Raw genomic sequence first — 24,358 nt, forward strand, 5'->3', positions numbered from 1 at the left:
GTTTAACTATTATTGCATTTATGTCATTTTCCAATAAAAGTATTCTAGTACTCGGTTGTTTCGATACCAAAGGCGACGTGTTTGCATACCTCCGCACATGCATTCTCGCCCGTGGCGAAAGCGTAATCACCGTTAACACAGGCATTTTCGGCACTACCGATGCATTCCCGGTCGATTTTGAAGCCGAGCTCGTCGCGCAGGAGGCGGGTGGCGACATTGCCAACCTCCGTCGCGACCGCGACCGTGGCAGGGCTATCGACGTAATGGGCAAAGGCGCATCACGGCTGGTAGGCAGGCTGTATTCCGAGGGAAAGATCAAGGCGGTGATCGGGACCGGCGGCGGTGGCGGCACCTACATTGCGCTATCGGCTATGCAGCAAATCCCCTTCGGCGTGCCCAAGCTATGCCTTACCACATTGGCAACCAAAGACCTTTCACGACAGATCGGCGATAAGGACATTATGCTCATTCCGTCGGTAGTAGACGTGGCCGGTACCAACCATATTCTCAAACGCCTCGTGGAACAAGCCGCGGCCGCGATATGCGCTATGGCCAATGTGCAAACTGCCGCAGAAAGTACTTCGCGCAGCATTGCCATCAGCATGTTCGGGAATACTACCCGCTGCGTAGACAAATGCACCGAGCTCCTTCAAAAGGAAGGATACGAAGTCCTTTCTTTTCACGCCACCGGTGTAGGAGGCAAAACCATGGAGTCGCTCATCCGCGAAGGCTTTTTCGACGCCGTACTCGACATTACCACCACGGAGCTCGCCGACGATCTCTGCGGCGGCATTTGCAATGCAGGCCCGGAGAGGCTGACGGCGGCGGCCGATATGGGCATACCGCAGGTAGTGGTGCCGGGCTGTATGGATATGGTCAACTTTGCACACCTGGATACCGTACCCGCCCAATTTGCCCACCGTCACCTGTACAGCTGGGCGCCCGATGTGACCCTCATGCGTACAGACGCCCGCGAGAATGCGATCCTGGGCGAAACGCTCGCACGCAAGGTCAGCCGCTCGGCGGTGCCTGCGTCCATTCTACTGCCATTGAAAGGCGTATCACAAGTGGATTCGGAAGGCGGCATTTTCTACGACCCCGCTGCGGACGAAGCGCTGTTTGACGCCATACGGAAACATACCTCCGCCAATGTGGAGGTGATCGATGCAGACCTGCATATCAATGACCCGGCATTCGCGCAGCTGCTCGTAACGACGCTGCTCGGCGTGATGCAAAAAGCAGGCAATGCCGCCGCAACCGAAAAAAGCTAAGTGTATTGCATTACTTCAAAAGACTATTCAGTTTTACATTTTTTTAAAACAATACAACACCAAACATTATGCCTAATCCATGGACAGGGAAAGGAAATCCCTATACCAAACAGGAAGTGAGAGACCGTCTTAAAAGCACCCTGGACCAGGGAAAAGCCATTATCGCGGCGGGCGCCGGTACGGGTATCAGTGCCAAATTCATTGAAAAAGGCGGTGCAGACCTTATTATTATATACAATTCCGGCCGTTTCCGGATGTCGGGACATGGCTCTACCGCCGGCCTGATGGCTTATGGCGATGCCAATGCGGTGGCGATGGAGATCGGCGAGTTCGAAGTGTTGCCGGTGGTGGAAGAGATACCGGTAATATGCGGCGTGCACGGCTCGGACCCGCGCCGTCGGATGTGGCACCATTTGCTGAAAGTCAAAGAAATGGGCTTTTCGGGCGTCAATAACTTCCCTACCCACAGCATTGTGGACGGGCATTTCAGGCAAGTACTGGAAGAAACCGGAATGGGTTTTGCGAAAGAAGTGGAGATGATCCGGCTAGCAACCATGATGGACCTCTTCTCGATCGTGTACGTGGCAACGCCTGAGGAAGCTCGCCAAATGGCGGAAGTAGGCGCCGACGCCATCATCGCACACGTAGGCACAACCGTAGGCGGCTCCGTAGGCGTGGTCGACGCGACATGCTCCATGGACGAGGCCATTGCCCGGACCCAGGAAATCGGCGACGCCGCGCGAAATGTCAACAAGGACGTATTCGTACTCGCCCACGGCGGCCCCGTCAACACCCCCGACGACGTTCGCGAAGTACTATCCAAAAGCGACATCCACGGCTTCGTAGGCGCATCGTCCCTCGAACGCATGGGCGTAGAACAGTCGCTGACTGATCTGACCAGGGATTTTAAGAGTATTGTTTTGAACAGATAATTTAGTTTAAATCGGAATTATAATACCGATTTATATTTAAATACTGTTAGAATAGCTGTCCAATCTCATTTAGCCCAAAATCGGTATTATAATTCCGATTTTGGGCTATCTTTTTCAAGAAAAGCTTTATCTTAGTGGAAATCAGTAACAAAATACCGATGAACAGAGATGAGCTAGGGAGCTTTATAGCTTTGCGTCGCCAGGATTTGGGTCTCAGGCAAGAAGATGTCGCTGAAATGGCAGGGCTGACGGCCAAAACGCTTTACACAATCGAACGCGGCAAGGGCAATCCGTCATTGCATTCACTGGAAAAACTGCTGGATGTTCTCGGGCTGAGCATTAACCTCACTATAAAAATGACAGGCAATGAGAGGGCGGGTTTACAATAATGGAGTGCTACCGGAATGCGAACCAGGAATTCTGCCCGAAATGCACGAAACGGCTTTTTGATGGGACAAAAATACCTGCCACCTTGGCTTTTGCCGCCCCAAAGGCTGACAATCTTTACGATTTCCAGAAACACACTACACACCTCTCAATCTCGGGCGTTCAGCTTAAATATTCACTGCGACGCGAGGGTAGTCAATTGGTGCTAAGTGAAAATATGGGCGAATACATTATCAAACCTATTCCGCCGTCCGCGCAACTGGTTGCCATAGAGGATGCTCCGGAAAACGAGCATCTCACCATGCAGATTGCCGAACAGATCTTTAAAATCCGCACCGCAGCGAACGGACTGGTATATTTCAGCGACGGCCAGCCAGCCTACATCACAAGACGATTCGATTTAAAAGCCGACGGGACCAAGTACCAACAGGAAGATTTCGCACAGCTTTTGAACAGGACGAGCGCATCGCACGGCCAAAACTATAAATATGACGCTACCTACGAAGAAATCGGAGTACTGATTAGAAAACATGTGGCAGCGGCGACACCGGCGCTCGAAGCGCTTTTCAGATTGGTAACTTTCAATTATGTGGTCGGCAACGGTGATGCCCATCTCAAAAACTTTTCTCTCATGCAACTTGAAACGGGCGAGTACCGCCCGACCCCGGCTTACGATCTGGTATGCACCAAACTGCACACACCTTATGAAAGCGACATTGCCTTGGAACTCTACGACGGATGCCTGGATGCGGAATTCTATGGCGCATACGGCTACTACGGCAGGCTGGATTTCATGGAATTTGCGAATCGACTCGGGATCGTACCAAAAAGGGCCTCAGCGATATTCGATGGATATATCAAACAGCAAGAACAAGTTACCGACCTGATTCAGAGATCCCTCTTATCTCAGGAAAGTAAGCGCAAATACATTGCCATCGTAAACGACAGACTCAATCGCATCCGATCCTGATTATTTCCAATCCGTTTACACATCGGGCAACAAATAGTTTTCTCCCAAAAACAAGCCTGAAAAGCAATCGCAGGTTAGCTTTGCGCTTCCACAAAAAACCGAAGCATAATGGCTACCATTATCGATCTTTCCAAGACGATTTCATATAATAAAAGTGACCCGTGGTTTATGCGCATCAAGGTGAAGCATAAGCCGCACAGTAAGAGCACGTTCCTGATACGGTTCCTGCTCGGGTTGCCGGGGAAGTTGTTTCCGTCCCGGTTTGAGGGCTGGGCGGACGACAAAATTGTCGGCCAGGGCGTGAAAGTAATGGGTATCGACCAATGGGGAGGATAAATTATGAAATCCTCCCTATTTTAGCGTCCCGCATGTTTTAATACTCATTTACATCAAGACCGACCAGTTCGATGAACCGAAACTTATTTTTGAAGAATGCCGCCCTGCTGGGCACCGGAATGATGATCGGCAAAATGCCGGCCTTCGCCAAACCCGATTTCCCAACCGTGCGCGTGCCTGCCGACAAGCGGCATTTCACCAGCGCGGCGGTGGAAGGGGCCATCAAGGAATTCCAGTCGAAAGTGAAAGACCAGGAACTTGGCTGGCTTTTCGGGAATTGTTTTCCCAACACCCTCGATACCACCGTTACCCACAAAACGGAAGGCGGCCGCCCCGACACCTATGTGATCACGGGTGATATCGACGCCATGTGGCTGCGCGACAGTACGGCCCAGGTGTGGCCTTACCTGCATTTTATCAAACAGGACCAGCCGTTGCAACAGCTCGTCGCCGGGGTGATCAACCGCCAGACTGCCTGCATCCTGCGTGATCCTTATGCGAATGCATTTTACGACGACCCTGCCAAAGTGGGTGAATGGAAGGACGACGATACCGATATGAAACCCGGCCTGCACGAGCGCAAATGGGAGATCGATTCGCTCTGCTATCCGATCCGCCTCGCGCACAAATACTGGCAGCTTACCGGCGATACGTCGCCATTCGATGCCAGCTGGCAAAAAGCCATTGCACTGACACTCAAAACTTTTAAAGAACAACAGCGCAAGGAAGGCAATGGCCCTTACCGTTTCCAGCGCAAAACCGCCTGGGCCACCGACGGCGTACCGATGAACGGCTACGGCTACCCGGTGAAACCCGTGGGCCTCATTTGCTCCGCATTCCGCCCTAGCGACGATGCCACGATTTACTCATTCCTGGTCCCTTCCAATTTCTTCGCAGTAACGAGCCTGCGGCAGGCCGCCACCATGCTAGGCAAGCTGAATGGCGAAAAAACGCTCATTTCGGAGCTAACGGCGTTGGCCAGCGAAGTAGAGCAGGCATTGAAACAGCACGCGGTTGTGACGCACCCGCAATACGGGAAGGTGTACGCATACGAGGTGAATGGCTTCGGCAGCTATAACCTCATGGACGACGCCAACGTACCGAGTCTGCTGGGAATGCCCTACCTGGACGCCATGCCCATTTCCGACCCTATTTACCAGAATACCCGCAAACTGATCCTCTCGCTAAACAACCCGTTCTTCTTCAAAGGCAAAGCGGCGGAGGGCATCGGCGGCCCGCATATCGGACTGGATATGATCTGGCCCATCGGCATTACTATCCGCGGGATGACCAGCAATAATGACAAGGAGATCCGCGAATGCATTCAGATGCTGAAAAAGAACCACGGCAGCACCGGCTTCATGCACGAATCTTTCCACAAAGACGATCCGACCAAATTCACACGCTCGTGGTTTGCGTGGGCTAACACTCTGTTCGGCGAGTTCCTGTGGGAGACTTATAAATCCAAGCCGCAGCTGCTTGCTTGATAAGCCCGTTTTGTCGCCTCCGGGATCGCTATTGCCGCTCTGGTAATGCGCGATGCCGGAGGCGAAAAATGCTTCCGCATGAGACAATCGTTGGCTAATCAAAAGGACACGTAAAAATATTTCGACGACCAGAAAATTTTTGATACGAAACCATCGTAGTACAAGAGAAGTCCGGGAAGTTTATTCAGCATAATATCTTTCGTCTTCTTGTATGAAAAATTTATACAGAACACCGTTGCGGAGGTATGCCTTTGCAATGTGTGCCACGCTGCTTAGCTGTTTAAATGCATTTGGCCAAGGCGTTTCACCTTCGGTAAATTTTTCTAAAAATCCCGCGCCGGGCGATACATTGAAAGTCGCCATTCAATTTCCCGATCCAGCCCAATTACCTCTTGGGCTTTATTGCATTGCCTACATCAACGATACATCGGATTATCCCATCGCGAAGGAGATCGTTCTGAATACGACTGCCAATGGCGCCGAGGCGTCCGTTCCAACGTATAATAGCACCCGTAGCGTCTTGTGCGTGCTTCTGGACTCAACCGGCAAGCTTTATAATAACGAGGGAAAAGGCTACTGGACTCCGATGTGGAAAGCGGGCGAAGCGGTGGAAGGCGCGCTGGCCAGTATTGCCGAAATGTACGCGGGCGCATGGTCGCCTGAAAATAGCTACCACCTGGGAAGCGAGCCAAAACTCGCCCACGATCTTTACAACAGGGAATTTGCGGCATATCCCGGCTTGAAACGAAAGTTTTTCAGGCATTACCTCGGTACATTCGATCTGAACGACGCGGCGCAGCGAAAAGCATTCAGGGAAGAGCTGGATGTGTACGCCGGATTGCCCGACTTGGACGAATGGGAGCTTTCGCTGGCCGTAAACAAATACTACGCCGCGCTGGGTGAAACGGAACTGGCCGCCAGATATAAGGCAGAAGCCGCGCGCCGCTACCCGAAAGGGTCGCTGGCGTTACAAAACGGGTCTTTGCCACTTTTGAAGGCCATCTACCTGGCCAGTTCGTTTGATGAACGGATGCGCATTTTTCAGGATTACAAGGAACGGTTCACCAAAGAATACCCGGACGAATTTACGGAACGCGTGCTGACGAACAGAAAGAGCCAGATGCTCGGGAAAATTTTGCAAACGTATCCCGGTAATGATATTCCGGAATTCTGGTTGGCGGAGGTCAACACGATGAATGAGGAGTTCAGCAGGTATGCTTACAAAAATGCGGGCCGGATGCTGCTGGAAGAGGGCACGAACTTCGCGTTGGCCGAAAAATTCGCCAAAGAGGCTGCGGACAGGCAAAAGCGCTTTCTGAACGCGCCGCGCGTCCCCATCGAAAGGTCCTTCAAGACCGACAGGCGGACGCTCGAAGTCCGTAAGACCATTTACGGAGAGTACCTGGCGCTCTACGGTAGGGCATTAATGCTCCAAAAGAAGTACCGGGAGGCGCTACCCATTTTAGAAGAGGCTTCGGTACGCTGGTGCAAACGCGGCAATGCGGAGATCAATCAGCATTACATCGAATCGCTGATCCACTCCGACATGCAGCAACGGGCTATCAGTGAAATGGATACGGTGATCGCAATGGGTAAATCCACCGAAAGGATTCAAGAATGGCATAAGCAGTTATCCAAAGACAAGAAAAAGTTTGCGACCCTGAAAGCCAGTTCCCTCGCGGATATTCAAGCCAGGTATAAGGACCGTTTGATCAACGAGAAAGTCCCCGAGGCCTTTCTTACGGACCTTACCGGCAATAAGATAAACCTCGACGATTTTCAGGGAAAAACCATTGTACTCGATTGCTGGGCATCCTGGTGCGCACCGTGCATTGCGGGATTTCCGGCTGTGAAAAAGCTCATTACAGAAACCCCCGCCGATTCCAATATCGTGTACCTGTTTATCAATATGCTCGACAAAAGGGGGAAAGACCGCGTAAATGACCTTTTCGAGCAACCGTTCCGCCCCTACCTGCTGTTTGATGATTCCAACCAGGGCGCCACGGCTTTGAATGTCTCCTCCCTACCTACAAAGATCATCATCGACCGGAATTTCCGCATCCGGTTCAAGGAGGCCGGCATTACCGGCGGCACCCAGGAACAGGCCGACCAGTTGCTGGCGATCATCGGGCTGATCAACCGGGAGTAAAGTACCGGGGTGGCCTGGCTGTGCTGAACATTACTGGTTATCTCGTAACCCCGAGAAAAATTGCCTGAGATCCTCCACCAGCAAGTCCGGCACTTCCATTGCCGGAAAATGGCATCCGCTTTCATAAAAAGCCCACTTGTCGGGCTCGCCCATGAACGAGGTTAGTTTCTTCAACAGGCTCTCGTCTTCTTTTTTACCAAAACAGGCCATTGCGGACGGTACTTTTGGCGGGGTCCACTGGCTGGCCTCCTGCGAACCGTCGCCGCCCCAGTCGAATGCCATACTCATGTTTTCGGACAGGATGGCGGCACTCGACGCGCCGAGCTGATTGAACCAGTAGAGCGATACATTCGTCAGCATTTGGTCCATACCAAGTGCGTCTTCGGGTAGCGCTTTGGAAGCATCCGTCCATTCCTTGTATTTTTCAACCATCCACGCAAGCTGTGCCACAGGGCTGTCGGACAATGCGGCTCCGATGGTGGCCGGTCGCGTAGCCTGTATTTCCAGGTAGGCCGTACCGTCCTTTTTGTACTGCCTCATTCGTTCCAGCCCTGCTTTTTCTTCGTCCGTAAAAAAGGAATCGTCGGAAGGGAACATGCCCAATCCGGCCACTGCGAAAAAGTCGGAATTGATGTGCGTACCGATCAGGTTATACGCAGCCGTGCCGGACATAATGCCCGCGATACCCGCGCCCATGTCGCCCCCGTGTACGGCGTACCTTTCGTAGCCCAGCCGGCCCATGAGCGTGGCGAAGGTCGAAGCGATTTTGAACATATTATAACCTTTTTCAATCACCGGTACCGAGAAGCCGAAGCCCGGAATGGACGGAATAACCAGGTCGAATGCAAGCTGGCCGAGCTCCTGCGGGGTGGTCAGCGGCCCGATGACTTGTGTAAAATCCGCGAACGATCCCGGCCAACCGTGGATCAGCATTAACGGAACCGCATTCGGCGCCGGCGATTTGACGTGTACATAATGGATATTTTGCCCTTCAATTTCCGTGATGAAATGCGGGTATTGGTTCAATGCCGCCTCCTGTTTTTTCCAGTCGAATTCGTTCAGCCAGTAGTCGGCGGTCTTCTTTAAATAATCCACCGGAACACCCTTTTCCCAGCCATGCTGCGAAGCCGGAGCGGCCCAGCGGGCGAGCGTAAGTTTTTGTTTGAGGTAATCGATTTCGCTGTCGGGGATCTGAATTTTGAATGGTTGCATGACTTTCGAATTTTGAATGTGAGAATGATTACATGACAAAATTCGCCACCACGCATCCGGCAGGCGATAACAATTGTTAATAAACGCTACCGCCGGTTCCTGATCCGGCTCAGCGATACGGAAGTGATGCCCAGGAACGAGGCAATGTAATGCTGGGGCACTCTTTGCAGGATTTCCGGCCGCTGTTCGAGCAACTCGCGGTACCTTTCCTCGGGGCTGTTTTTGATCCTGGAAAGAAACAGTTTTTCAACGAAAAGCAGCCGTTGGAGCGTTTGCTCTTCCATCGCCTCCCGGATCAGCGGCGACGCTTCGATGATTTCGAACCAGGCTTTTTTGGTAAGCGTATGCAGCACGGCAGGTTCCAGTGTCTCGATCGAATAGAGGCTGGGCAGGTCGTAACGGAAACTTTCCGCCGAAGAAACGCCCTCGCCTTCGAGAAAAAACTGAAAGGTAATGTCCTTGCCGTCCTTGTTGAAGGATAGCCTCAGACATCCCTTTTCAATAAAATAAACCTTTTTGGCTACCTCCCCTTCCCTGAGCAGCACGGTCTTCGCCGGAATTTCCTCCCGTGTGAACAAATGGCCGAATTTCCCCCATTCGGCCTGTAACTGTTGGTTTGCCATGCCTATCCTGTTTGAGGCCAGGCGGCAAGTAATGAAAATATGCTATCGTATACAACCAAACGGAAGGTCAGGCATTTTATCGGCCCGTCATTTCACCAGCCACCGGTCGAACTCCGAGTCGATCTGGTAGTAAACGACGCCCCATTTTTTCAGGTTTTCGATATCACGTTTCGCACCGTCCATGAAAGGAATGTCGCGGTAATGGTATTTATTAATGGAAGGAACTACCATAACATGATTGGCCTGCGCCCATTTTACGTCTTCCTCTTTGATTTCATTTCCATGGGTAAATAGGAAATAGCGATCCGCAACGAATTGATTTTGAGTTTTCAATTGTTTAAGTGCATTGATCGAATACCCGGTTTTGGATTTCCCATTAAAATAATTGCGTATTTCGTTCGATCCGATTACGAATGCATTTTCCAGCAGGTTGTATTTCCTTAAAAGGTCTTCAATTTTTTTGAAATTAACCGGATCATCGCCGGCGATTTTCGTATCCAGCATTACTTGCAGGCGGCCTTTGCAATATTTAAGCGCGTCTTCCAATAGTACAGGGCTGCTTCCGTCCCGGTCGCTTTTTAAGCCGCGGATTTCCTCCCAGGTAAGTTCTCTGGCCGCCTTGTTCACATTATAATAGGCCTTTAAAGTAGGATCGTGCAGGATGATCAGCTGGCCGTCTTTGGTCAACCGGATATCTATTTCCGCCATGTAATAGCCGCGCTTGTAAGCCGCTTTCAACCCGGCCAGGCTGTTTTCGGTGTGGGTACTATCGATCACTCCGCCCCTGTGACCGATCAGCCGGGGTTTGTCCTTCGCAAATGCAGGACTATTTCCCGCGAACAAAATAATAGCCGAAAAGCACATGAGCCTGAAAATCAAGCCCGAAAGATTTACTTTATTAATTGGTAATGTTAACATCTTGTTACTTTAACTTAAATATAAATTCCAGATAAAGGTACTTGGATGAAAGGCGCAGGAAGTGCCGTGGTATATTATGATTTTGTTATAATTCCGGCACATTCCCAACCCCATTTTGCGATTTATTGGCATTCATGCCATAAACACCGGGTTCCAACCGTTTATTTGTTAATTGAGTCACCTTTTCAGCTGGCGGGAAATTCCTAATCCGGAAATAATCAATAAAATCAGTTCAAAATAAACTTATGGTCACCGCAAATCTTCCGTGGATCGAATCACCTTTTTTTGAAGAAATTCTTAAAACCAAAAAATTAACCGATCAGCAACTGGCCTATGTGCTTGATTACCAAAAAAATGGTTTCGTAGTAATTCCCGGCCTGTTGCCTCAGTCGCTCGTTGACCAAACCCGGCAGGATGCCGAGCAAAAGGCATTCAACCCCGATTACCCGATCAAAACTTTCCGGGACGACCGCCGCATTCAGGACTTCTGGACCGAATCCGAGGCGTCGAGGCAGCTCGCTTGTTACCCTGCATTGCTGGAAATCCTCGAAATATTTTACGGGCGCGAAGCTGTCCCGTTTCAAACATTGAATTTCAGGTACGGCTCGCAGCAACGGGCGCATTCCGATACGATCCATTTCAGTTCTTTACCCGCCAAATTCATGTGCGGGGTTTGGGTGGCGCTGGAAGACATTACCGAAGAAAACGGGCCCGTGTTTTACTATCCCGGCTCTCAAAAACTGCCCGAATATGACTTCTCGCACATCCGTCCTGACGCAAAAACAACGTCTTACGAAGATTATGTGCATTACGAAGATTTCATCGAAAAAATCGTAGAAGCCCAACAGTTTGAAAAGAAGAAGTTTTTTGCCAAAAAAGGCGACCTGCTAATCTGGTCTTCCAATATCATCCACGGAGGCTCGCCGGTGACCCGCGAAGGCGCAACGCGGTGGTCGCAGGTGACGCATTACTTTTTCAAAGATTGCTACTATTACACGCCCATGCTTTCCAACATGGTTACCAAGCAATTGTACCTGCGCGGCGAGCTCGTGAATATGAAAACAGGCGAGAAAGTCGATCAGACGTACAACGGCAGCCACCTCAAAGCCCTGCGGTCCGACAAGCACATTTATACGCTTTTGACCAAAAAACTCAGGCTGGGCTCCGTGGCGGTGCGCCTTTTGAAAGGAAAGGCTTATCTGCGCGAAAATTCGACCCGTTAATTCGCTGGTTATGAGATTCAAATCTACCGCATTGCTTTTGGCACAATCGAAATGGCGCTGGTATTTTACCGGGGCCATGCTTCTTTTTCTCACCGCTTGTGAGGACCCGGAAGAAAATCCCGGCAAGGTTGAATATTTCCCGGTGACGACAGGCGCTTACCGGGTTTATGCGGTAGAGGAAGCCATTTATTCCAGCGGCGTGAAGGAACCCAAGTCGGGCAAATGGTTTGAAAAAGAGGAAGTAATGAGCATCAAAAAGGATTCGAACGGCGTTTCGGAATGCATCATTGCGTACTCCGTCCGGGCGAAATCAACGGATTACTGGCAGAAAACGAAGGAATACAAGGCTTTTATTTACCCGGAAAAAGTAGTGGTGAACCGCGATAATGAGGCAATAACGTCTCTCGTGTTTCCATACAGCCCCACGGTCCAATGGGATGGCTATCAGCATTTTTCGTTAGACGACGACGATCCGCGCTGGGGATTTCAGTTTCATTATGAAGACCTCGACAAACCGTTGCAGGTCGATTCCCTGCATTTTCCCGCAACATTGAAAGTTACAGAGCGCATCGATACAACCGGCCCCGTACTCTACCGCTTCGGGTACAAAACTTATGCAAAAGGTATAGGATTGGTGCTGGACGTGCGGACCGACTACGATTATCTTCAGAACAATGGCGACCTGGTAGGCTACCGGATCATCGACAAGGGCGTCCGCCGGGTCCGCAAAATCATCGAGTACGGAGACAGGTAGCTTAATTAATCCGCTCCGGCACTCACTACCAACCGAAAAGGCCTGTACGACAGATTGCGAATGCAAAATGCGTACAGGCCTTTGGCTTTCAAGCTATTATTTTAGCGACGAACCGTTACTTTCAGGAACGTGGCGGGAATCGACGTCGCATTCTCGTCGGTGCTTTGGTTCTGGCTTTCGAACAACGCCTCCAACTCACGGTGCAGGTCGGCTTCCTTGCCATTTTTCGCGGCTGCTTCAAATGCATTCATCGTCGGTCCGTAGTATTTTCTGAACGTATCGAGGAATACCGCCGGCGAAAAAGGCGCCTGGAATGTGAAGGTCTCTCTTTCAAACGAGATGTTTTCCTTCGACGCACCTGCCGCTACGAAGCGTTCGGTCACATTACTTTCCACGCCCCAGAGCATCGGGCTTACAAAACCTTCCGGCGGTGCCGGTGTGTACGCGGAGCTCACCCGGAGGATTTGCGCAACCAGCGTCGGGTCGCCGGGAATCCAGTTACCCATCACGATCTTGCCGCCTGGACGCGTCACACGGAACATTTCCTTTGCCACATCGAAAGGCTGGGGCGCGAACATCGCACCGAAAATACTTACTACCAGGTCGAAAGACTCGTTGGCAATGTCATTCAAATCGATGGCGTCGCCTTCACGGAATGTTATGTTGGTGAGACCCTCCGCCTTCACCCGTGCATTGCCTGCCTCCACGAGGTTTCTCGCGATATCAACACCCTGCACATTTGCGCCGAGCCTTGCGGCAGGGAGCGCCGTGGTACCATCGCCGCAGCCGAGGTCGAGCACGTCCATACCTTGTTTGATACCTAATTTTGCTACTAATGCAGTGCCGCTTTCGCGCATTGTTTCTGCCAGACGGGTGAAATCCCCTTTTTCCCAAAGTGCTTTGTTTGCATTCATTTTATTTTTCATTTAAAAGTTAATAGATACGGATTTAAATTTTCGCTAAGCCACTCCCTGATAATACATTACAGAAAGAAAGAGCGCGAGAAGCAAGGTTACTAATTCAATTGTTTTCATGGCTAAATTTAAACTTATACCGGCATAGGCCGGACATTGATTTACTATTCGAATTTCAATGCGCTGATCACGTTCTGTCCCACGATTTTGCCCTGCAACAAACTCACTTCGCAGGTCTTGCGGTAATGGATCCCGGCGTATACCCTTGAAACCGCTGCCTCGGCCGCCGCTTCTTCGAATGAATTGAACTGTCGCGGCTCGAAAGCGGGGAGATTGTAGGGTCTGTCGGTGTAATGGTAGTTTTCACCGAGCATATCCGTCAACACTTCCGCAGCAGCAGCCGACATCACCGAGTGGCCCGAAGGATATTCCGGGTGGGGCGGTGTAGGAATCACCGTGTTCCAATCGGGATGGTTCATGACGGTGCGTATGTAGGTCACCGGCCGCACGCCCTGGTACACGTATTTCCCTTTGCAAAGGCTGATGGCCCCTTCGGACATCGCTATTCCCAGTTGCGTGAATGCTTTCGCCGCAACGGCCAGGCCCGGTTTCTCCATCGCCAGCACCTGGCTCAGCACATTGTGCCACGAATTATCCGGCCAATAGGTCGCGATGGTACGCTGCTCCTGCGTGAGGGATTGCGAAATGTTGTACAACTCCTCCACCTGCTTGTAATACGCCGACGCCTTATCTTCCGAGTAAGCGATCGGTGCGCCTTGTTCTGCTCCTGCATCGCTGTTCGCGACAATGGTGCGCACTTTGCCCCAGTTGGAAAGAATGGCTGCCCCGAATGCGGGCGGCGTCGGTTTCCAGTAGGCTGCTCCCACGAGCGGTGTATAAGGTGTCGCGTTGTCGTAACCGTCGGTTTTGGACCATTCAAAAACTGCGGCTGCGATTTTCTTTCCGAAATCGACGGAATTCGCGAGCACATCCGGCTGCTGGCTTTGCTGGTACTTCGCCAGGTTGGCGGCTTCCAGCGAATCGATGCGGGCCAGCGTGGCGGCTGAAATGCCGGGATGTATCACCCGGTTGATCGCAGCGAGCGCGGCATTGGCGCTGGCCGGGAAATAATAGTTCAGCGATTGCGACGGCTTGGGCAATGCCGGCAGGCCGTTGAGCTGCGGCGCAATGGACCGCGTACCCGGCAAACCGGGCTGCAAAGATTCCCACAATGCCACACCACTGTAAGCCCACCTGCGGGCATGCACCGGCGGCGATGCGGGCATTACCTGTGCGATTTTCAACTGCATGGTAAGCCACGATGTGACTACTTCCGGAGAGCTGGCCGGCTCGGCCGGAACTTGCGGGCCGTCGTGATCCGTACACGAGACCGTGAGTAAGGTACAACCAAGCAATCCGATTGCCGATTGTCTGACGCGTTTGAATAATGTTAAATTTTTCATGTGATAATAGATTATTGAGGCTGCAAAATTGGGGGCTTTCGAGGGGTCAAAACTTGTAATGACGAAACATATGCAGGTAATTATGCGCCACCTGAATGCCCCTGGGCGCACCGCCGCGCATAACTACCTGGATTTGCATCCTGATTACAATCCGGGCCGGCCGCCTCCATTTATTTTTGCAGCCGGTTAAATCGACCACACTTATCCAAATCATTTACATTATCAAAAAGCTATGAAAAACAGAAACTTTCTCCGCCAATTCGGCCGCGCGCTGATGCCCGTTATCCTGCTCGGCTTCTTCAACGCCTGCACCGATCACGACGATCCCCAACCCGTTACGACACCCGCGGACCACATACGGGCAAGCGAAAACCTGACGATGCCGGAAGCATTTGCATTGCCTCCCGACCCGAAAGGTTACGAACGCGTGGCCACCTATTTTGCCACGGGCGTGCAGAAATACAAAGCGCAAGTGAAGGCGGGCGCAACGCCGACCCAATATGAATGGGTGTTTGTGGCACCGGAAGCAGATCTTTACGATGTTACCAATGCCAAGATAGGCACCCATTTCGCCGGCCCGACGTGGAAAGTGACAGCCACCGGCCACACGATCATGGGACAGGCATTCAGCCCCGCCAAAACGTTTTCGAAAGATCCCGGCGCCATCGACTGGCTGTTACTGAGCAGCAAAGCCGGGCAGGAACCCACCGGCATATTCCAGGGTGTAGGTTACATTTTCAGGATTGCCACCACCGGCGGAAGAATGCCGGCCGTGGCCCCTAGCGATTTGTCGGCCACTGCGGATGTGCCTTATACGGCCATTTACCGTTTTGTGAAGCGCATTCCCTGATTTACACTTCCTTTGGGGAAACCCTCGCGGAATATTCCGTGGGGGTTGCCCCAAATTCTTTTTTGAAGCTTTTGCTGAAATACGATTGATCATTGAATCCCACCGCATAGCCAATCTGCGTGATCGTATCAGCCTTCTGACGGATCATTTCCGCCGCTTTTTGCAAGCGCAGGTCGCGGATAAAGTCGTTCGGGGCCAGGCCGGTGAGCGCTTTCAGCTTCCGCAGCAGTTGCGTACGGCTCAGGCTCATTTCCTCCGCCATTTTTTCTACCGAGAAAAGCACATCTTCCATATTCGCCTCGACGATCTCTTTGGCTTTCATTAAAAACTTGTCGTCCAGCGACATTTCTTCCGCCGACGTCACCTGTACGCGAATGCGCTCACGGTAGCGCCCGGCGAGCTTCTTGCGCAAGTCGATCAGGTTCGCAACCCGGACGGTGAGTTCTTCCACTGAAAAAGGTTTGGTGAGGTAATCGTCCGCGCCGGTTCTCAGCCCGTCGATCCGCGACTCCTGGCCGCTTTTCGCCGTTAGCAAAATCACCGGGATATGGCTCGTGCGTTCATCGGATTTAATGCTGGCCGTCAGCTCGATACCGTCCATTTTAGGCATCATCAAATCACTGATGATCAGGCTCGGCAACACTTTTCGTGCGCACGCGAGCGCTTCCGCACCGTCGGGTGCCTTGTATATGATGTAGTCGTGTTCGAGGAGCGACGCCATGTATTCCCGCAACTCTGCATTATCCTCCACGATCAATACAGTTTCTGTTGGCGCGGCGCCGCTGCTTTTGCGTTCGCGGGCTTTGCGCACATTTTCTTTCGGCTCTTCGGGTGACGGCAATACCGGTTGTGTCGCGGGCATTACATATGCACCCGTTTCGACAATCTGCCCCGCACTGAACGCTTCCTTACCGACCGGCACGCGCACTGAGAACACCGAACCCTTTCCTGCTTCGCTTTGGAGCGAGATATTCCCGTTATGCAGCTTCACGAGTTCCTTCGCGAATGCCAGCCCGAGGCCCGTGCCGCCATCCTGGTTCTCGACCGTCTGCCGGGCCTGGTAAAATGATTCGAACACCTGTTTCTGCTCCTCGGGGGCAATGCCTCGCCCGGTATCCGACACGGCAATGCGGAGGACCGGCTTACCCGCCTGCGCTTCCAAACCGGCCGCAAACTGTACCGAACCACCGGCCGGCGTGAATTTGAATGCATTGGAAAGCAGGTTGATGATCACTTTTTCCAGCTTGTCGGGATCGAACCAGTAAATGCCCTCGGGCACATCGACTATTTTTTCAAAGGCAATCTCCTTATGCTGCGCCAGCGAGTCGAACGAGAAGGAGAGTACGCTCAGAAACTGGCGCAATTCGCCCTTTTGTACTTGCAGTTCCATTTTCCCCGCTTCCAGCTTCGACAGGTTGAGCAGCTGATTCACCAGTTCCAAAAGCCGGTTAGCATATCGTTTCATAATCAACAGCTTATCCTGCTCGGCGGGCGGCTTTTTGCTCAGTTCTTCTTCCAGTGGTGCGAGAATGAGCGTGAGCGGCGTGCGGAATTCGTGTGATATGTTGGCAAAAAAACGCGACTTCATGCGGTCCATTTCTTTCAGTTCTTCGGTTTGCAGCATGATTTTCTCCGTGCGCTCGCGTACCGTATTTTCCAGAGCCAGGTTTTCCATTTGCAGTTTTCGCTCGCGCCGGCGCACGAGCATTACCGCCATTCCGCCCAGCAGCAATGCATATATCGCAAATGCCCACCAGGTACGGTACCAGGGCGGGAGAATGGTAAATGTCAGCCTGTCCTCGCCTCCCGCATGCCCATATACGTCCCGTCCGCGTACGCGGAACACGTAATTTCCCTCCGGCAGGTTGGTAAAGTCCACGAACGATTCACCCGACCACGCCGACCATTCGTCATGAAAGCCTTCCAGGAAGTATTGGAACTGGTTTTTGCTGGAAAGGTCGTAGCTCGGCAATGCAAACTGGAACCGCAGCCGGTGCCCGTAATCCATTTCCGGCGACCCGCCCCGGAAACCGACCAGCGAATCCTGATCGAGCGAAATCCGGCGGATAAGCGTTTTGAATGGCCTGCCTGCACCGGTTTTCAGGTTTCGGTCAAAAAGGGCGATCCATTTGTTCGACCCGAAAAGCATGAACCCGTCCCCGTTATCGTGGACTTTGGAAATAAGCGCGTCCGAGAGCCTTCCCGAAACGGGTAGCTTCCGCAAACGGTTGTTTCCATATTCAAAAACATGGCTTTGGTAATTGTGGTACAAGGTAAACCACATCGTTCCGTCCCGGCCGGCGACGATTTCGTTGATCCATCCGCCTTTATACGGCGCTACTCCGGCAGTGAGCAGCGAATCTATTTCAAACCGCCGCGTTGCAGGGTTGAACCGGTGCATTGCCTCGTCCGTAGACGCATAAACGGCACCTCCTACCCTTTCGAGCCAGCGGATCTTGTTCGACGAGAGCCCATTTTCGGGTCCGTGATGCAGCAGTTTGAATGTGTCGCGTAGCGTGTGAGCCGGTCCCGGCGTTTGCCAGGCCATTTCGTAGATACCGTTTCTGCGGCTATTGAGAAAAATAGTACCATCGGCGGCGCGTGCGAAGCTTTCCGAATAAAAACCCAGATCCTCGCGCCGACTTCCCTGCACCCATTTTCCATCCGAAAAAAGCAGCTCGGTAAGCCCGTTGCCTTCCAGACCTACCAAAAGTTGTGAAGGCATTTGCGCGGGCCGCGATTCCTCCACGCGCACCACATTCTCCTTGGCGATCTGCGCTTTGCCCCCAAGCTGATCCAGCCTGAAAACGCCGTCGTAGTTCGATACAATCAATTCATTACCATACACCTGGCAATGCATGGTAAGGTTATCTACGCCTTCGATTTTCTTAAAATACGGTTTCGGCAAACCCTCGGATGGAAGGTTATTCAGTTCAAAAAGTCCTTTGCTGTTCGTCGTAAAAAGCTTGTTGTTAAACACCTCGATATCCATCGGATTTTCATCCAGGCCATGATTTTCGTTTAGTATCCGGAGCGGGGAATTGATTTCCAGCCGACTGATCCCATTATCGGTTGCGAGCCACAAATCCTTTTCAGCATCTTCGAAAACCGAATACACCGCATCGCTCGAAAGCCCCTCGCCACGGCGGATATTGTTACGGATTGTGCCGTCGTGGCCCATGAAATAAAGCCCCGAACCGGTGGTAGCGAGGGCGTAGCTCCCATTGCTCAACCGGATGCCGTGGTATACCGCGTCGCTGATACGCACCCGCTGGCCGTTTTTCAGGAACGGTTGCAGTTTTGAACCGTCGTAAATGAAAAAGTCTTTGCTGAGGCCCACCGCCAGCAACTTTTCACCCTCATAAGGCAGCAGCCCGGTAAGGCCCATTCCCTTGAATGCCTCCCCTCCTTCGATGAGTTTCAGGCCGTCTTTCTCTTTTTTCAGCAATCCTTTCTCGCTGGCGCTCACGTACAATGTGCCGTTAATAAGCCAGGCAAACCCAAGCGCACCGATATCACTCTTCCAGACCTTAAACCGGCCATTTACCAGTTCGAGAATGTGCAGGTCGCAAACGAAGTAAACCGAGCCGTTGGCGGCGAATGTGAACCAGACATTCCCGAAGTTCCGGTCGGCGTGGCTGAGTTTATTTTTCAGGGAATGAAAAACCATCCGGTTTTTAGCATTCGCCGCCAGATAACCCACTTCGCCCGATCCGCCCACGTAAATGCGGCCTTTGGTATCTTTCGCCATCGACCGTACGGGGTTACCCTGGGTGGTAGGTATGAGTTGCCATGCTACGCCGTCGTATTCGAGTACGCCGGAATTGTTGGCGGCGTAAATAATGCCGTTTTCCCCCTGTACAAGCGCCCAGTTCTGAAAAGCAGCTTTGTATTCGTTGGTAGAATAATTGGTAATAAAAGGAAGGCTATGCTGCCAGATCCGGGCCAGCGGAGACTCAGGCTTTTGCGCTGCCGCATGCAGGCCCATCGCCAGAGCAAAAAGCAGAAGCAGTTTTTTCATGTGACTGATTACCCGGCTATTCCCCCCAACCTGCGGGTTCAGGTTCGGTGCGGTGCCCAGCGTACTGATTTTTAAATGATTAAAAAGGTTGAAACTACTGCATTTTGCAAACGGCTGCAACGGATTAGCTAACGGTCAACGGCGGAACTTAGTTAACGGGTGCATAAGCGAACGAATGCTGTTCATTATCGGACATTATAATTGATCAATTCAAAATAAGCATATTGAATATCAACGCATTAATCACTTCAAAAAAAAGCTGGCAGACTATTTGATCAGCAAATATTGGAATAATAAAAAATTATGAACCGGACTTACTTAGGAGAGTTTGAAGAAATAGTACTGCTCAGCGTCGCGGTCATGCACGGGCAGGCATATGGCGTAATGCTCATGCACGAGATCATCGAGCAAACGGGCCGTGCCGTCAAACTGAACCAGGTGCATTCGGCTTTGCAGCGGTTGGAGGAGAAAGGAATGGTCAAATCCGAGGTCGGCGGTGCTACTGCCGAACGCGGTGGTCGCCGGAAACGCCTTTACACCATTACCGCCTATGGCGAGCGTACATTGCAGCAGATACAGGAGATAAGGGAAAGTTTTTGGTCGAAACTCGCCAACGCTTTCAAGCCGGCGATTGGTTTATGAGCACTCCGAACCAGTACCCGGCAAATCCGCCCCGCCTGGCCGACCGGCTGCTCCAATGGCTCCTGGCGCCGCATTTGCTGGAAACCATCCTGGGTGACCTGCATGAGGACTACGCGTATAATGTGAAGCGTACAGGCGAACGGAGAGCCAAATGGCTGTACTGGCAGCAGGCGCTGAGTTTTGTGAAACCACGGTATATCAAACGAAGTAAGTCAATCTATCCATCCACTCCATTCATCGTCCCTGGTATGATACGCAACTATTTCAAAATCGCTTTCAGGAACCTGCTCCGCCATAAGCTGTACAGTTTTATTAATGTCGGCGGCCTCGGGCTCAGTTTGTTCTGCACTTTGCTGATCGGCTTTTGGGTCCGCGACGAGCTCAGTTATGACAAATTCCACCGCGATCCGGAAAGGATTTACCGCGTGGTGAAGGACTTTGTGACCACCGACGGCAGCCGTACGCCGGATGCGACGACGCCTTCTGCACTCGCGGCCGCATTACGGAAGGATCTCCCGGAAATCGAAGCCGTCACGAGGATTTTCCCCAACTGGAACCAGCAATTCCTGATCCGCCAGCCGGACGCGCAGTTTTACGAAGAAGGCGTATACCGTGTAGACAGCAGCTTTTTCGACGTATTTACATTTCCCTTCGTGATCGGGAACAAACAATCCGCATTCCAGTCGGCCAAGTCGGTGGTGCTGACGGAGACGATGGCGCGGAAGTATTTCGGCGCCGAAAACCCAGTCGGGAAACGGCTGAACCTGCGCATCGACGGCGGGGACTACACGATAACCGGTGTGCTGAAAGACGTTCCGGGCAACTCCCATTTCCATTTCGATTTCCTCATTCCGCTGCGCCGGATAGATATGAACCCCGATACCGACTGGGGCTCGCATACTTTTTACACTTACGCGAAGCTGAAACCCAACGCCAATGCGGCAGGGCTTTCGGATAAACTCAGCCAACTGGTGCGGAAATACCAGCCGAAAGACTTGAATATCTTCTACGTCCAGGCATTGACCGACATTCACCTCCATTCCAAACTCAAATGGGAGCTCGGCCAGAACAGCGACGTTTCTTACGTACGGATCCTTTCATTTATCGGTTTGTTTATCCTGGTTATCGCGGGGATCAATTACGTGAACCTCGCCACCGCGCGTTCCTCGCAGCGCGCACGGGAGGTGGGCGTACGCAAGGTGGCGGGGGCATTCAGGCGGTCTTTGATTGTACAATTTTTGGGCGAATCAATGGTAGTATCGGTTCTGGCGGGCATGCTGGCGATCGGACTGGCTGCCATTTTGCTACCCTATTTTAATAATCTGGTCGGAAAAGACTTCGTAGTCTGGGATGTTCCCGGAATGCAAAATTGCCTGGCGGCCCTGGCGGTCGCGACGATCATCGGGATGTTGGCGGGCGTGTATCCGGCCCTGTTTTTATCGTCTTTTGAGCCTGCGCTGGTATTAAAAAGCCTCAAAATACCGGGTGCCCGTTTCTCATGGTTGCGTCAGGGGCTGGTAACGTTCCAGTTCTGGGCGTCGGTACTTTTGATGGTAGGCGCCATTGTGGTAACGAGGCAAATCCATTTCCTGAAAACAACACCCCTGGGATTCGACAAAGAGCAGATCATCGCATTACCCAACATCGCCGGCCTGAAAAACCTGGATGCGCTCCGGGGCGAACTGCTGGGCTTGAAGCAGGTGGTGAAGGTAGGTGCGTCGTCGGGTGTGTTCGGGGAATCCAATGCAACGAACGGGATGGTCAAAAAAGGTTCCGATCGGGCGGTGATCGTCAACTATATGTTCGTCGACAACGATTTTCTGGAAACGCTGGATGTACGCGTCAAGCAAGGGCGCTTGTTTTCAGCCAGTTTCCCCTCCGATTCGAATGCTTCGATGATGATTAATGAAACCGCGGCCCGGCAGCTCGACCTGCACCAGCCATTAGGCGCCGTCATCGACACCGACCAGATGGGCGATTACCGCACGGTGGTGGGTGTGGTCAAAGATTTTCACTTCACGTCCCTTCACAATTCCATCAAACCTTTTGCATTCGTAGTCGGCCAGCGCAACCTGAGCAACCTTTTTATCAAGGTAAAAGGGAACGATATGAAGGAAGCACTCGCGCAGATCGAACAAAAATGGCAGGCACTTGTCCCGCAACGCCCGTTTACCTATTTCTTCCTGGATGAAAATTTTGCCGCCCTGCACCGTTCCGACGAGCTCTTTCAGCAGGTCGTTTCCGGGCTGACGATCATGGCGCTTTGCATTGCCGGGCTGGGATTGTTTGCATTGGCCAGTTTCACCACCGAGCGGCGGACCAAGGAAATCGGGGTACGAAAGGTGCTGGGTGCTTCCGCCAGCGGTATAGTATTGTTGCTATTGGGCGAATTCCTGAAACTGATATTGGTCGCCGTTATCATCGCTTGCCCGTTCGCCTGGTACCTGATGAACGACTGGCTTCAAAACTTTGCCTATAAAATCGACATGGAACTATGGATGTTCGCGCTTGCCGCATTGGTTACTGCGCTGATCGCCATATTGACGGTGAGTTTCCAAAGTATCAAAGCCGCCTGGACGAACCCCGTGAAGAGCCTGCGGTCTGAATAATAGGCCAACCTTGTGTCGTCAATGCGAAAAACGGCGTAACTACGAAACAGCATTGCTGCTAACCGCGGCTTTCTCAAATCTTTCGATCATCCGCCTGAACCTCGGGCGGATGTATCGTTGCAATAATACCGGGTAGATATTCAGAAAGAGATTGGTAAATATCAGCCAAAGCGCGTCCCTGATCGAGTATGCGATTAAAACGTAGGTGGTCAATACCAAAACGATGGCTCCTACCACGAGATGCCCCATTTCCGTAACGCGCGTCGCACGCTCGTACGCCCGAATATCATGAAGACTTTTCCGGACGGGCGTCTGCTTTTGCCGCAGTTTCTCCCACCCACTTTTGACCAGGACAGCCTGGTACCACTCCACCCCAAGCATCCGGTAGAATTTCCCATCCTTTTCGAAAGGCAAAGTATCGAAGTAGGACGAGTTCAGCGACGGTTTGAACTGCGCATCGACGATCGCGAACCAGAACATCAGCGCAAAGTTGAACGCAATGCTAAATGATGCGGACGTAATATCGAGGTAAAGAATCATCAGGCCCATAGTCACCGGTGCAAGGCAGACTATCAGCAATATTTTGATCCATTTCAGCAGCATAAGGGACGATCTGTTTCAGGTATTTCGGGCTGAGGCGCAGCGCAGGCCAAAGCTAGCAATAATCGCAGTATTAACCGGGGGACACAACAGCTTTTCGATCCGGATGCACAGGAATGGTTACAAAAGCAATTTTCATATTTTGTTTATCAACTCATATTTATTGTTTATCAATAAAAACAAATTAACTTTACTCGTCACTTAACCGCTCACGAGATATGCTCATTGAAATCTCTACCAAACAAATCCTTCGGATAGTGCTTTTGTTTTCATGGATCATCTTCGTCGGGCTTTCCATCCAGGCCGGTGCATTCCTAACCAATGCGGTGTTTGTCATTGTCAAGCCCGCCGTGGTGGACCTGCTCTGGCAGGAAGTTGACCTCTCGGACCTGCGCAGGCACGACCCGCAGTATTTCTTCGTGATCGTCCTCATTTCAGGCATCGTGTCGCTTTGCAAGGCAGGCATGTTTTACCTGATCATCCATTTCCTGCTCACTAAAAGCGTAAATATGGCCCAGCCGTTCAGCCGGGTAACGAGGGGTTTTGTATTGGGGCTGTGTTATCTGACATTCCTGATCGGCCTGTTTTCCTCGATGGGCGCCCGGTACGCGGCGCGGTACGTGGCCCAGGGCATCAAAATGCCCGACATCGAACAACTGAACCTCGGCGGGGCCGATGTCTGGATTTTTATGGCGATCATACTCTTTGTGATAGCCCAGATTTTCCGCAGGGGCATCGAAATCCAGGCCGAAAACGACCTAACCATTTAATCCATGGCAATTATCGTAAATCTGGATGTGATGATGGCCAAACGAAAAATATCGCTGAACGAACTCTCCGAGCGCGTCGACATTACCCTTTCCAACCTTTCGATCCTGAAAACCGGCAAAGCCAAAGCCATCCGCTTCACGACCCTCGAAGCCATCTGCAAAGCACTCGATTGTCAGCCGGGGGATATATTGGAGTATCGGGGGGATTTGGAGTGAGATAGTAGGCG

The 24,358-nt window shown here is 51.9% G+C and carries 21 protein-coding genes; 14 read left to right on the forward strand and 7 right to left on the reverse strand.

Annotated elements, in window-relative coordinates:
- Positions 1 to 20: 20 nt before the first annotated feature.
- From BLQ88_RS13390 to BLQ88_RS13420, 7 genes are all read left to right on the forward strand, one after another.
- Positions 21 to 1,271: a Tm-1-like ATP-binding domain-containing protein gene (locus BLQ88_RS13390; protein WP_090150486.1), complete on the forward strand. Its 1,251-nt coding sequence runs from the start codon at positions 21 to 23 to the stop codon at positions 1,269 to 1,271.
- A 68-nt stretch (positions 1,272 to 1,339) separates the two neighbouring features.
- A complete protein-coding gene (locus tag BLQ88_RS13395; protein ID WP_090150489.1) occupies positions 1,340 to 2,203 on the forward strand; it encodes a phosphoenolpyruvate hydrolase family protein in 864 nt (287 codons plus the stop codon).
- 134 nt (positions 2,204 to 2,337) lie between these two features.
- Positions 2,338 to 2,592, forward strand: coding sequence for a helix-turn-helix domain-containing protein (locus tag BLQ88_RS13400; protein ID WP_229212688.1), 255 nt, complete (start codon positions 2,338 to 2,340; stop codon positions 2,590 to 2,592).
- An 83-nt stretch (positions 2,593 to 2,675) separates the two neighbouring features.
- Positions 2,676 to 3,560: a HipA domain-containing protein gene (locus BLQ88_RS13405; RefSeq protein WP_176884988.1), complete on the forward strand. Its 885-nt coding sequence runs from the start codon at positions 2,676 to 2,678 to the stop codon at positions 3,558 to 3,560.
- A gap of 108 nt (positions 3,561 to 3,668) precedes the next feature.
- On the forward strand, positions 3,669 to 3,896 hold the full coding sequence (locus BLQ88_RS13410; RefSeq protein ID WP_176884989.1) for a hypothetical protein: 228 nt from the start codon (positions 3,669 to 3,671) through the stop codon (positions 3,894 to 3,896).
- A gap of 71 nt (positions 3,897 to 3,967) precedes the next feature.
- On the forward strand, positions 3,968 to 5,383 hold the full coding sequence (locus tag BLQ88_RS13415) for a glycoside hydrolase family 125 protein (protein WP_090150494.1): 1,416 nt from the start codon (positions 3,968 to 3,970) through the stop codon (positions 5,381 to 5,383).
- 211 nt (positions 5,384 to 5,594) lie between these two features.
- Positions 5,595 to 7,532, forward strand: coding sequence for a TlpA family protein disulfide reductase (locus BLQ88_RS13420; RefSeq protein WP_090150498.1), 1,938 nt, complete (start codon positions 5,595 to 5,597; stop codon positions 7,530 to 7,532).
- 30 nt (positions 7,533 to 7,562) lie between these two features.
- Here BLQ88_RS13420 and BLQ88_RS13425 read toward each other — a convergent pair whose 3' ends face one another.
- The 3 genes from BLQ88_RS13425 to BLQ88_RS13435 form a co-directional block, all read right to left on the reverse strand.
- Positions 7,563 to 8,744, reverse strand: a complete 1,182-nt coding sequence (locus BLQ88_RS13425; RefSeq protein WP_090150501.1) for an epoxide hydrolase family protein — start codon at positions 8,742 to 8,744, stop codon at positions 7,563 to 7,565.
- Between the two features lie 86 nt (positions 8,745 to 8,830).
- Positions 8,831 to 9,367: a Crp/Fnr family transcriptional regulator gene (locus BLQ88_RS13430; protein WP_090150504.1), complete on the reverse strand. Its 537-nt coding sequence runs from the start codon at positions 9,365 to 9,367 to the stop codon at positions 8,831 to 8,833.
- Positions 9,368 to 9,454: 87 nt separating this feature from the next.
- Complete coding sequence (locus tag BLQ88_RS13435; protein WP_090150507.1) at positions 9,455 to 10,285, reverse strand: glycerophosphodiester phosphodiesterase; 831 nt, start codon at positions 10,283 to 10,285, stop codon at positions 9,455 to 9,457.
- Positions 10,286 to 10,530: 245 nt separating this feature from the next.
- On the opposite strand from BLQ88_RS13435, the gene BLQ88_RS13440 reads away from it, so the two are divergent.
- Together BLQ88_RS13440 and BLQ88_RS13445 are read left to right on the forward strand one after the other, a co-directional pair.
- Positions 10,531 to 11,508, forward strand: coding sequence for a phytanoyl-CoA dioxygenase family protein (locus BLQ88_RS13440; RefSeq protein WP_090150510.1), 978 nt, complete (start codon positions 10,531 to 10,533; stop codon positions 11,506 to 11,508).
- 10 nt (positions 11,509 to 11,518) lie between these two features.
- Positions 11,519 to 12,262, forward strand: coding sequence for a hypothetical protein (locus BLQ88_RS13445; protein ID WP_090150512.1), 744 nt, complete (start codon positions 11,519 to 11,521; stop codon positions 12,260 to 12,262).
- A gap of 101 nt (positions 12,263 to 12,363) precedes the next feature.
- On the opposite strand, the gene BLQ88_RS13450 is transcribed toward BLQ88_RS13445, so the two are convergent.
- Both BLQ88_RS13450 and BLQ88_RS13455 read right to left on the reverse strand, forming a co-directional pair.
- Positions 12,364 to 13,176 (reverse strand): class I SAM-dependent methyltransferase, encoded by an 813-nt coding sequence (locus BLQ88_RS13450; protein WP_229212689.1) that lies wholly within the window; start codon positions 13,174 to 13,176, stop codon positions 12,364 to 12,366.
- Positions 13,177 to 13,340: 164 nt separating this feature from the next.
- On the reverse strand, positions 13,341 to 14,639 hold the full coding sequence (locus BLQ88_RS13455) for a vanadium-dependent haloperoxidase (protein ID WP_090150518.1): 1,299 nt from the start codon (positions 14,637 to 14,639) through the stop codon (positions 13,341 to 13,343).
- A 232-nt stretch (positions 14,640 to 14,871) separates the two neighbouring features.
- On the opposite strand from BLQ88_RS13455, the gene BLQ88_RS13460 reads away from it, so the two are divergent.
- Positions 14,872 to 15,489, forward strand: a complete 618-nt coding sequence (locus tag BLQ88_RS13460; protein ID WP_090150521.1) for a DUF3455 domain-containing protein — start codon at positions 14,872 to 14,874, stop codon at positions 15,487 to 15,489.
- Position 15,490: 1 nt separating this feature from the next.
- Here BLQ88_RS13460 and BLQ88_RS13465 read toward each other — a convergent pair whose 3' ends face one another.
- Positions 15,491 to 19,510, reverse strand: coding sequence for a hybrid sensor histidine kinase/response regulator transcription factor (locus tag BLQ88_RS13465; RefSeq protein ID WP_090150706.1), 4,020 nt, complete (start codon positions 19,508 to 19,510; stop codon positions 15,491 to 15,493).
- 303 nt (positions 19,511 to 19,813) lie between these two features.
- On the opposite strand from BLQ88_RS13465, the gene BLQ88_RS13470 reads away from it, so the two are divergent.
- Entirely contained in the window at positions 19,814 to 20,152 is a 339-nt protein-coding gene (locus tag BLQ88_RS13470) for a PadR family transcriptional regulator (RefSeq protein WP_090150523.1), read from the forward strand.
- Positions 20,149 to 22,761, forward strand: a complete 2,613-nt coding sequence (locus BLQ88_RS13475) for an ABC transporter permease (RefSeq protein WP_090150526.1) — start codon at positions 20,149 to 20,151, stop codon at positions 22,759 to 22,761. Before BLQ88_RS13470 ends, BLQ88_RS13475 begins: the two co-directional genes overlap by 4 nt.
- A gap of 39 nt (positions 22,762 to 22,800) precedes the next feature.
- On the opposite strand, the gene BLQ88_RS13480 is transcribed toward BLQ88_RS13475, so the two are convergent.
- Positions 22,801 to 23,364 carry a glycosyl-4,4'-diaponeurosporenoate acyltransferase CrtO family protein gene (locus BLQ88_RS13480; RefSeq protein ID WP_090150530.1) on the reverse strand — a complete coding sequence of 188 codons (564 nt, stop codon included), beginning with the start codon at positions 23,362 to 23,364 and terminating at the stop codon, positions 22,801 to 22,803.
- Positions 23,365 to 23,579: 215 nt separating this feature from the next.
- Between BLQ88_RS13480 and BLQ88_RS13485 the strand changes: the two genes are divergently transcribed.
- Together BLQ88_RS13485 and BLQ88_RS13490 are read left to right on the forward strand one after the other, a co-directional pair.
- Positions 23,580 to 24,131 carry a DUF2975 domain-containing protein gene (locus tag BLQ88_RS13485; protein ID WP_090150532.1) on the forward strand — a complete coding sequence of 184 codons (552 nt, stop codon included), beginning with the start codon at positions 23,580 to 23,582 and terminating at the stop codon, positions 24,129 to 24,131.
- A gap of 3 nt (positions 24,132 to 24,134) precedes the next feature.
- On the forward strand, positions 24,135 to 24,347 hold the full coding sequence (locus tag BLQ88_RS13490) for a helix-turn-helix domain-containing protein (protein ID WP_090150534.1): 213 nt from the start codon (positions 24,135 to 24,137) through the stop codon (positions 24,345 to 24,347).
- Positions 24,348 to 24,358: the final 11 nt, after the last annotated feature.

It is taken from the genome of Dyadobacter soli, from assembly GCF_900101885.1.
Classification (GTDB): Bacteria; Bacteroidota; Bacteroidia; order Cytophagales; family Spirosomataceae; genus Dyadobacter; species Dyadobacter soli.

Excerpts from the sequence above, each read along its gene's own strand:
- BLQ88_RS13425 (WP_090150501.1), bottom strand. The coding sequence starts at position 8,744 with ATGCAACCATTCAAAATTCAGATCCCCGACAGCGAAATCGATTACCTC.
- BLQ88_RS13455 (WP_090150518.1), bottom strand. The coding sequence starts at position 14,639 with ATGAAAAATTTAACATTATTCAAACGCGTCAGACAATCGGCAATCGGA.
- BLQ88_RS13435 (WP_090150507.1), bottom strand. The coding sequence starts at position 10,285 with ATGTTAACATTACCAATTAATAAAGTAAATCTTTCGGGCTTGATTTTC.
- BLQ88_RS13395 (WP_090150489.1), top strand. The coding sequence starts at position 1,340 with ATGCCTAATCCATGGACAGGGAAAGGAAATCCCTATACCAAACAGGAA.
- BLQ88_RS13485 (WP_090150532.1), top strand. The coding sequence starts at position 23,580 with ATGCTCATTGAAATCTCTACCAAACAAATCCTTCGGATAGTGCTTTTG.
- BLQ88_RS13415 (WP_090150494.1), top strand. The coding sequence starts at position 3,968 with ATGAACCGAAACTTATTTTTGAAGAATGCCGCCCTGCTGGGCACCGGA.
- BLQ88_RS13445 (WP_090150512.1), top strand. The coding sequence starts at position 11,519 with ATGAGATTCAAATCTACCGCATTGCTTTTGGCACAATCGAAATGGCGC.
- BLQ88_RS13480 (WP_090150530.1), bottom strand. The coding sequence starts at position 23,364 with ATGCTGCTGAAATGGATCAAAATATTGCTGATAGTCTGCCTTGCACCG.
- BLQ88_RS13420 (WP_090150498.1), top strand. The coding sequence starts at position 5,595 with ATGAAAAATTTATACAGAACACCGTTGCGGAGGTATGCCTTTGCAATG.
- BLQ88_RS13410 (WP_176884989.1), top strand. The coding sequence starts at position 3,669 with ATGGCTACCATTATCGATCTTTCCAAGACGATTTCATATAATAAAAGT.
- BLQ88_RS13390 (WP_090150486.1), top strand. The coding sequence starts at position 21 with ATGTCATTTTCCAATAAAAGTATTCTAGTACTCGGTTGTTTCGATACC.
- BLQ88_RS13490 (WP_090150534.1), top strand. The coding sequence starts at position 24,135 with ATGGCAATTATCGTAAATCTGGATGTGATGATGGCCAAACGAAAAATA.
- BLQ88_RS13440 (WP_090150510.1), top strand. The coding sequence starts at position 10,531 with ATGGTCACCGCAAATCTTCCGTGGATCGAATCACCTTTTTTTGAAGAA.
- BLQ88_RS13470 (WP_090150523.1), top strand. The coding sequence starts at position 19,814 with ATGAACCGGACTTACTTAGGAGAGTTTGAAGAAATAGTACTGCTCAGC.
- BLQ88_RS13430 (WP_090150504.1), bottom strand. The coding sequence starts at position 9,367 with ATGGCAAACCAACAGTTACAGGCCGAATGGGGGAAATTCGGCCATTTG.
- BLQ88_RS13450 (WP_229212689.1), bottom strand. The coding sequence starts at position 13,176 with ATGAATGCAAACAAAGCACTTTGGGAAAAAGGGGATTTCACCCGTCTG.
- BLQ88_RS13475 (WP_090150526.1), top strand. The coding sequence starts at position 20,149 with ATGAGCACTCCGAACCAGTACCCGGCAAATCCGCCCCGCCTGGCCGAC.
- BLQ88_RS13465 (WP_090150706.1), bottom strand. The coding sequence starts at position 19,510 with ATGAAAAAACTGCTTCTGCTTTTTGCTCTGGCGATGGGCCTGCATGCG.
- BLQ88_RS13460 (WP_090150521.1), top strand. The coding sequence starts at position 14,872 with ATGAAAAACAGAAACTTTCTCCGCCAATTCGGCCGCGCGCTGATGCCC.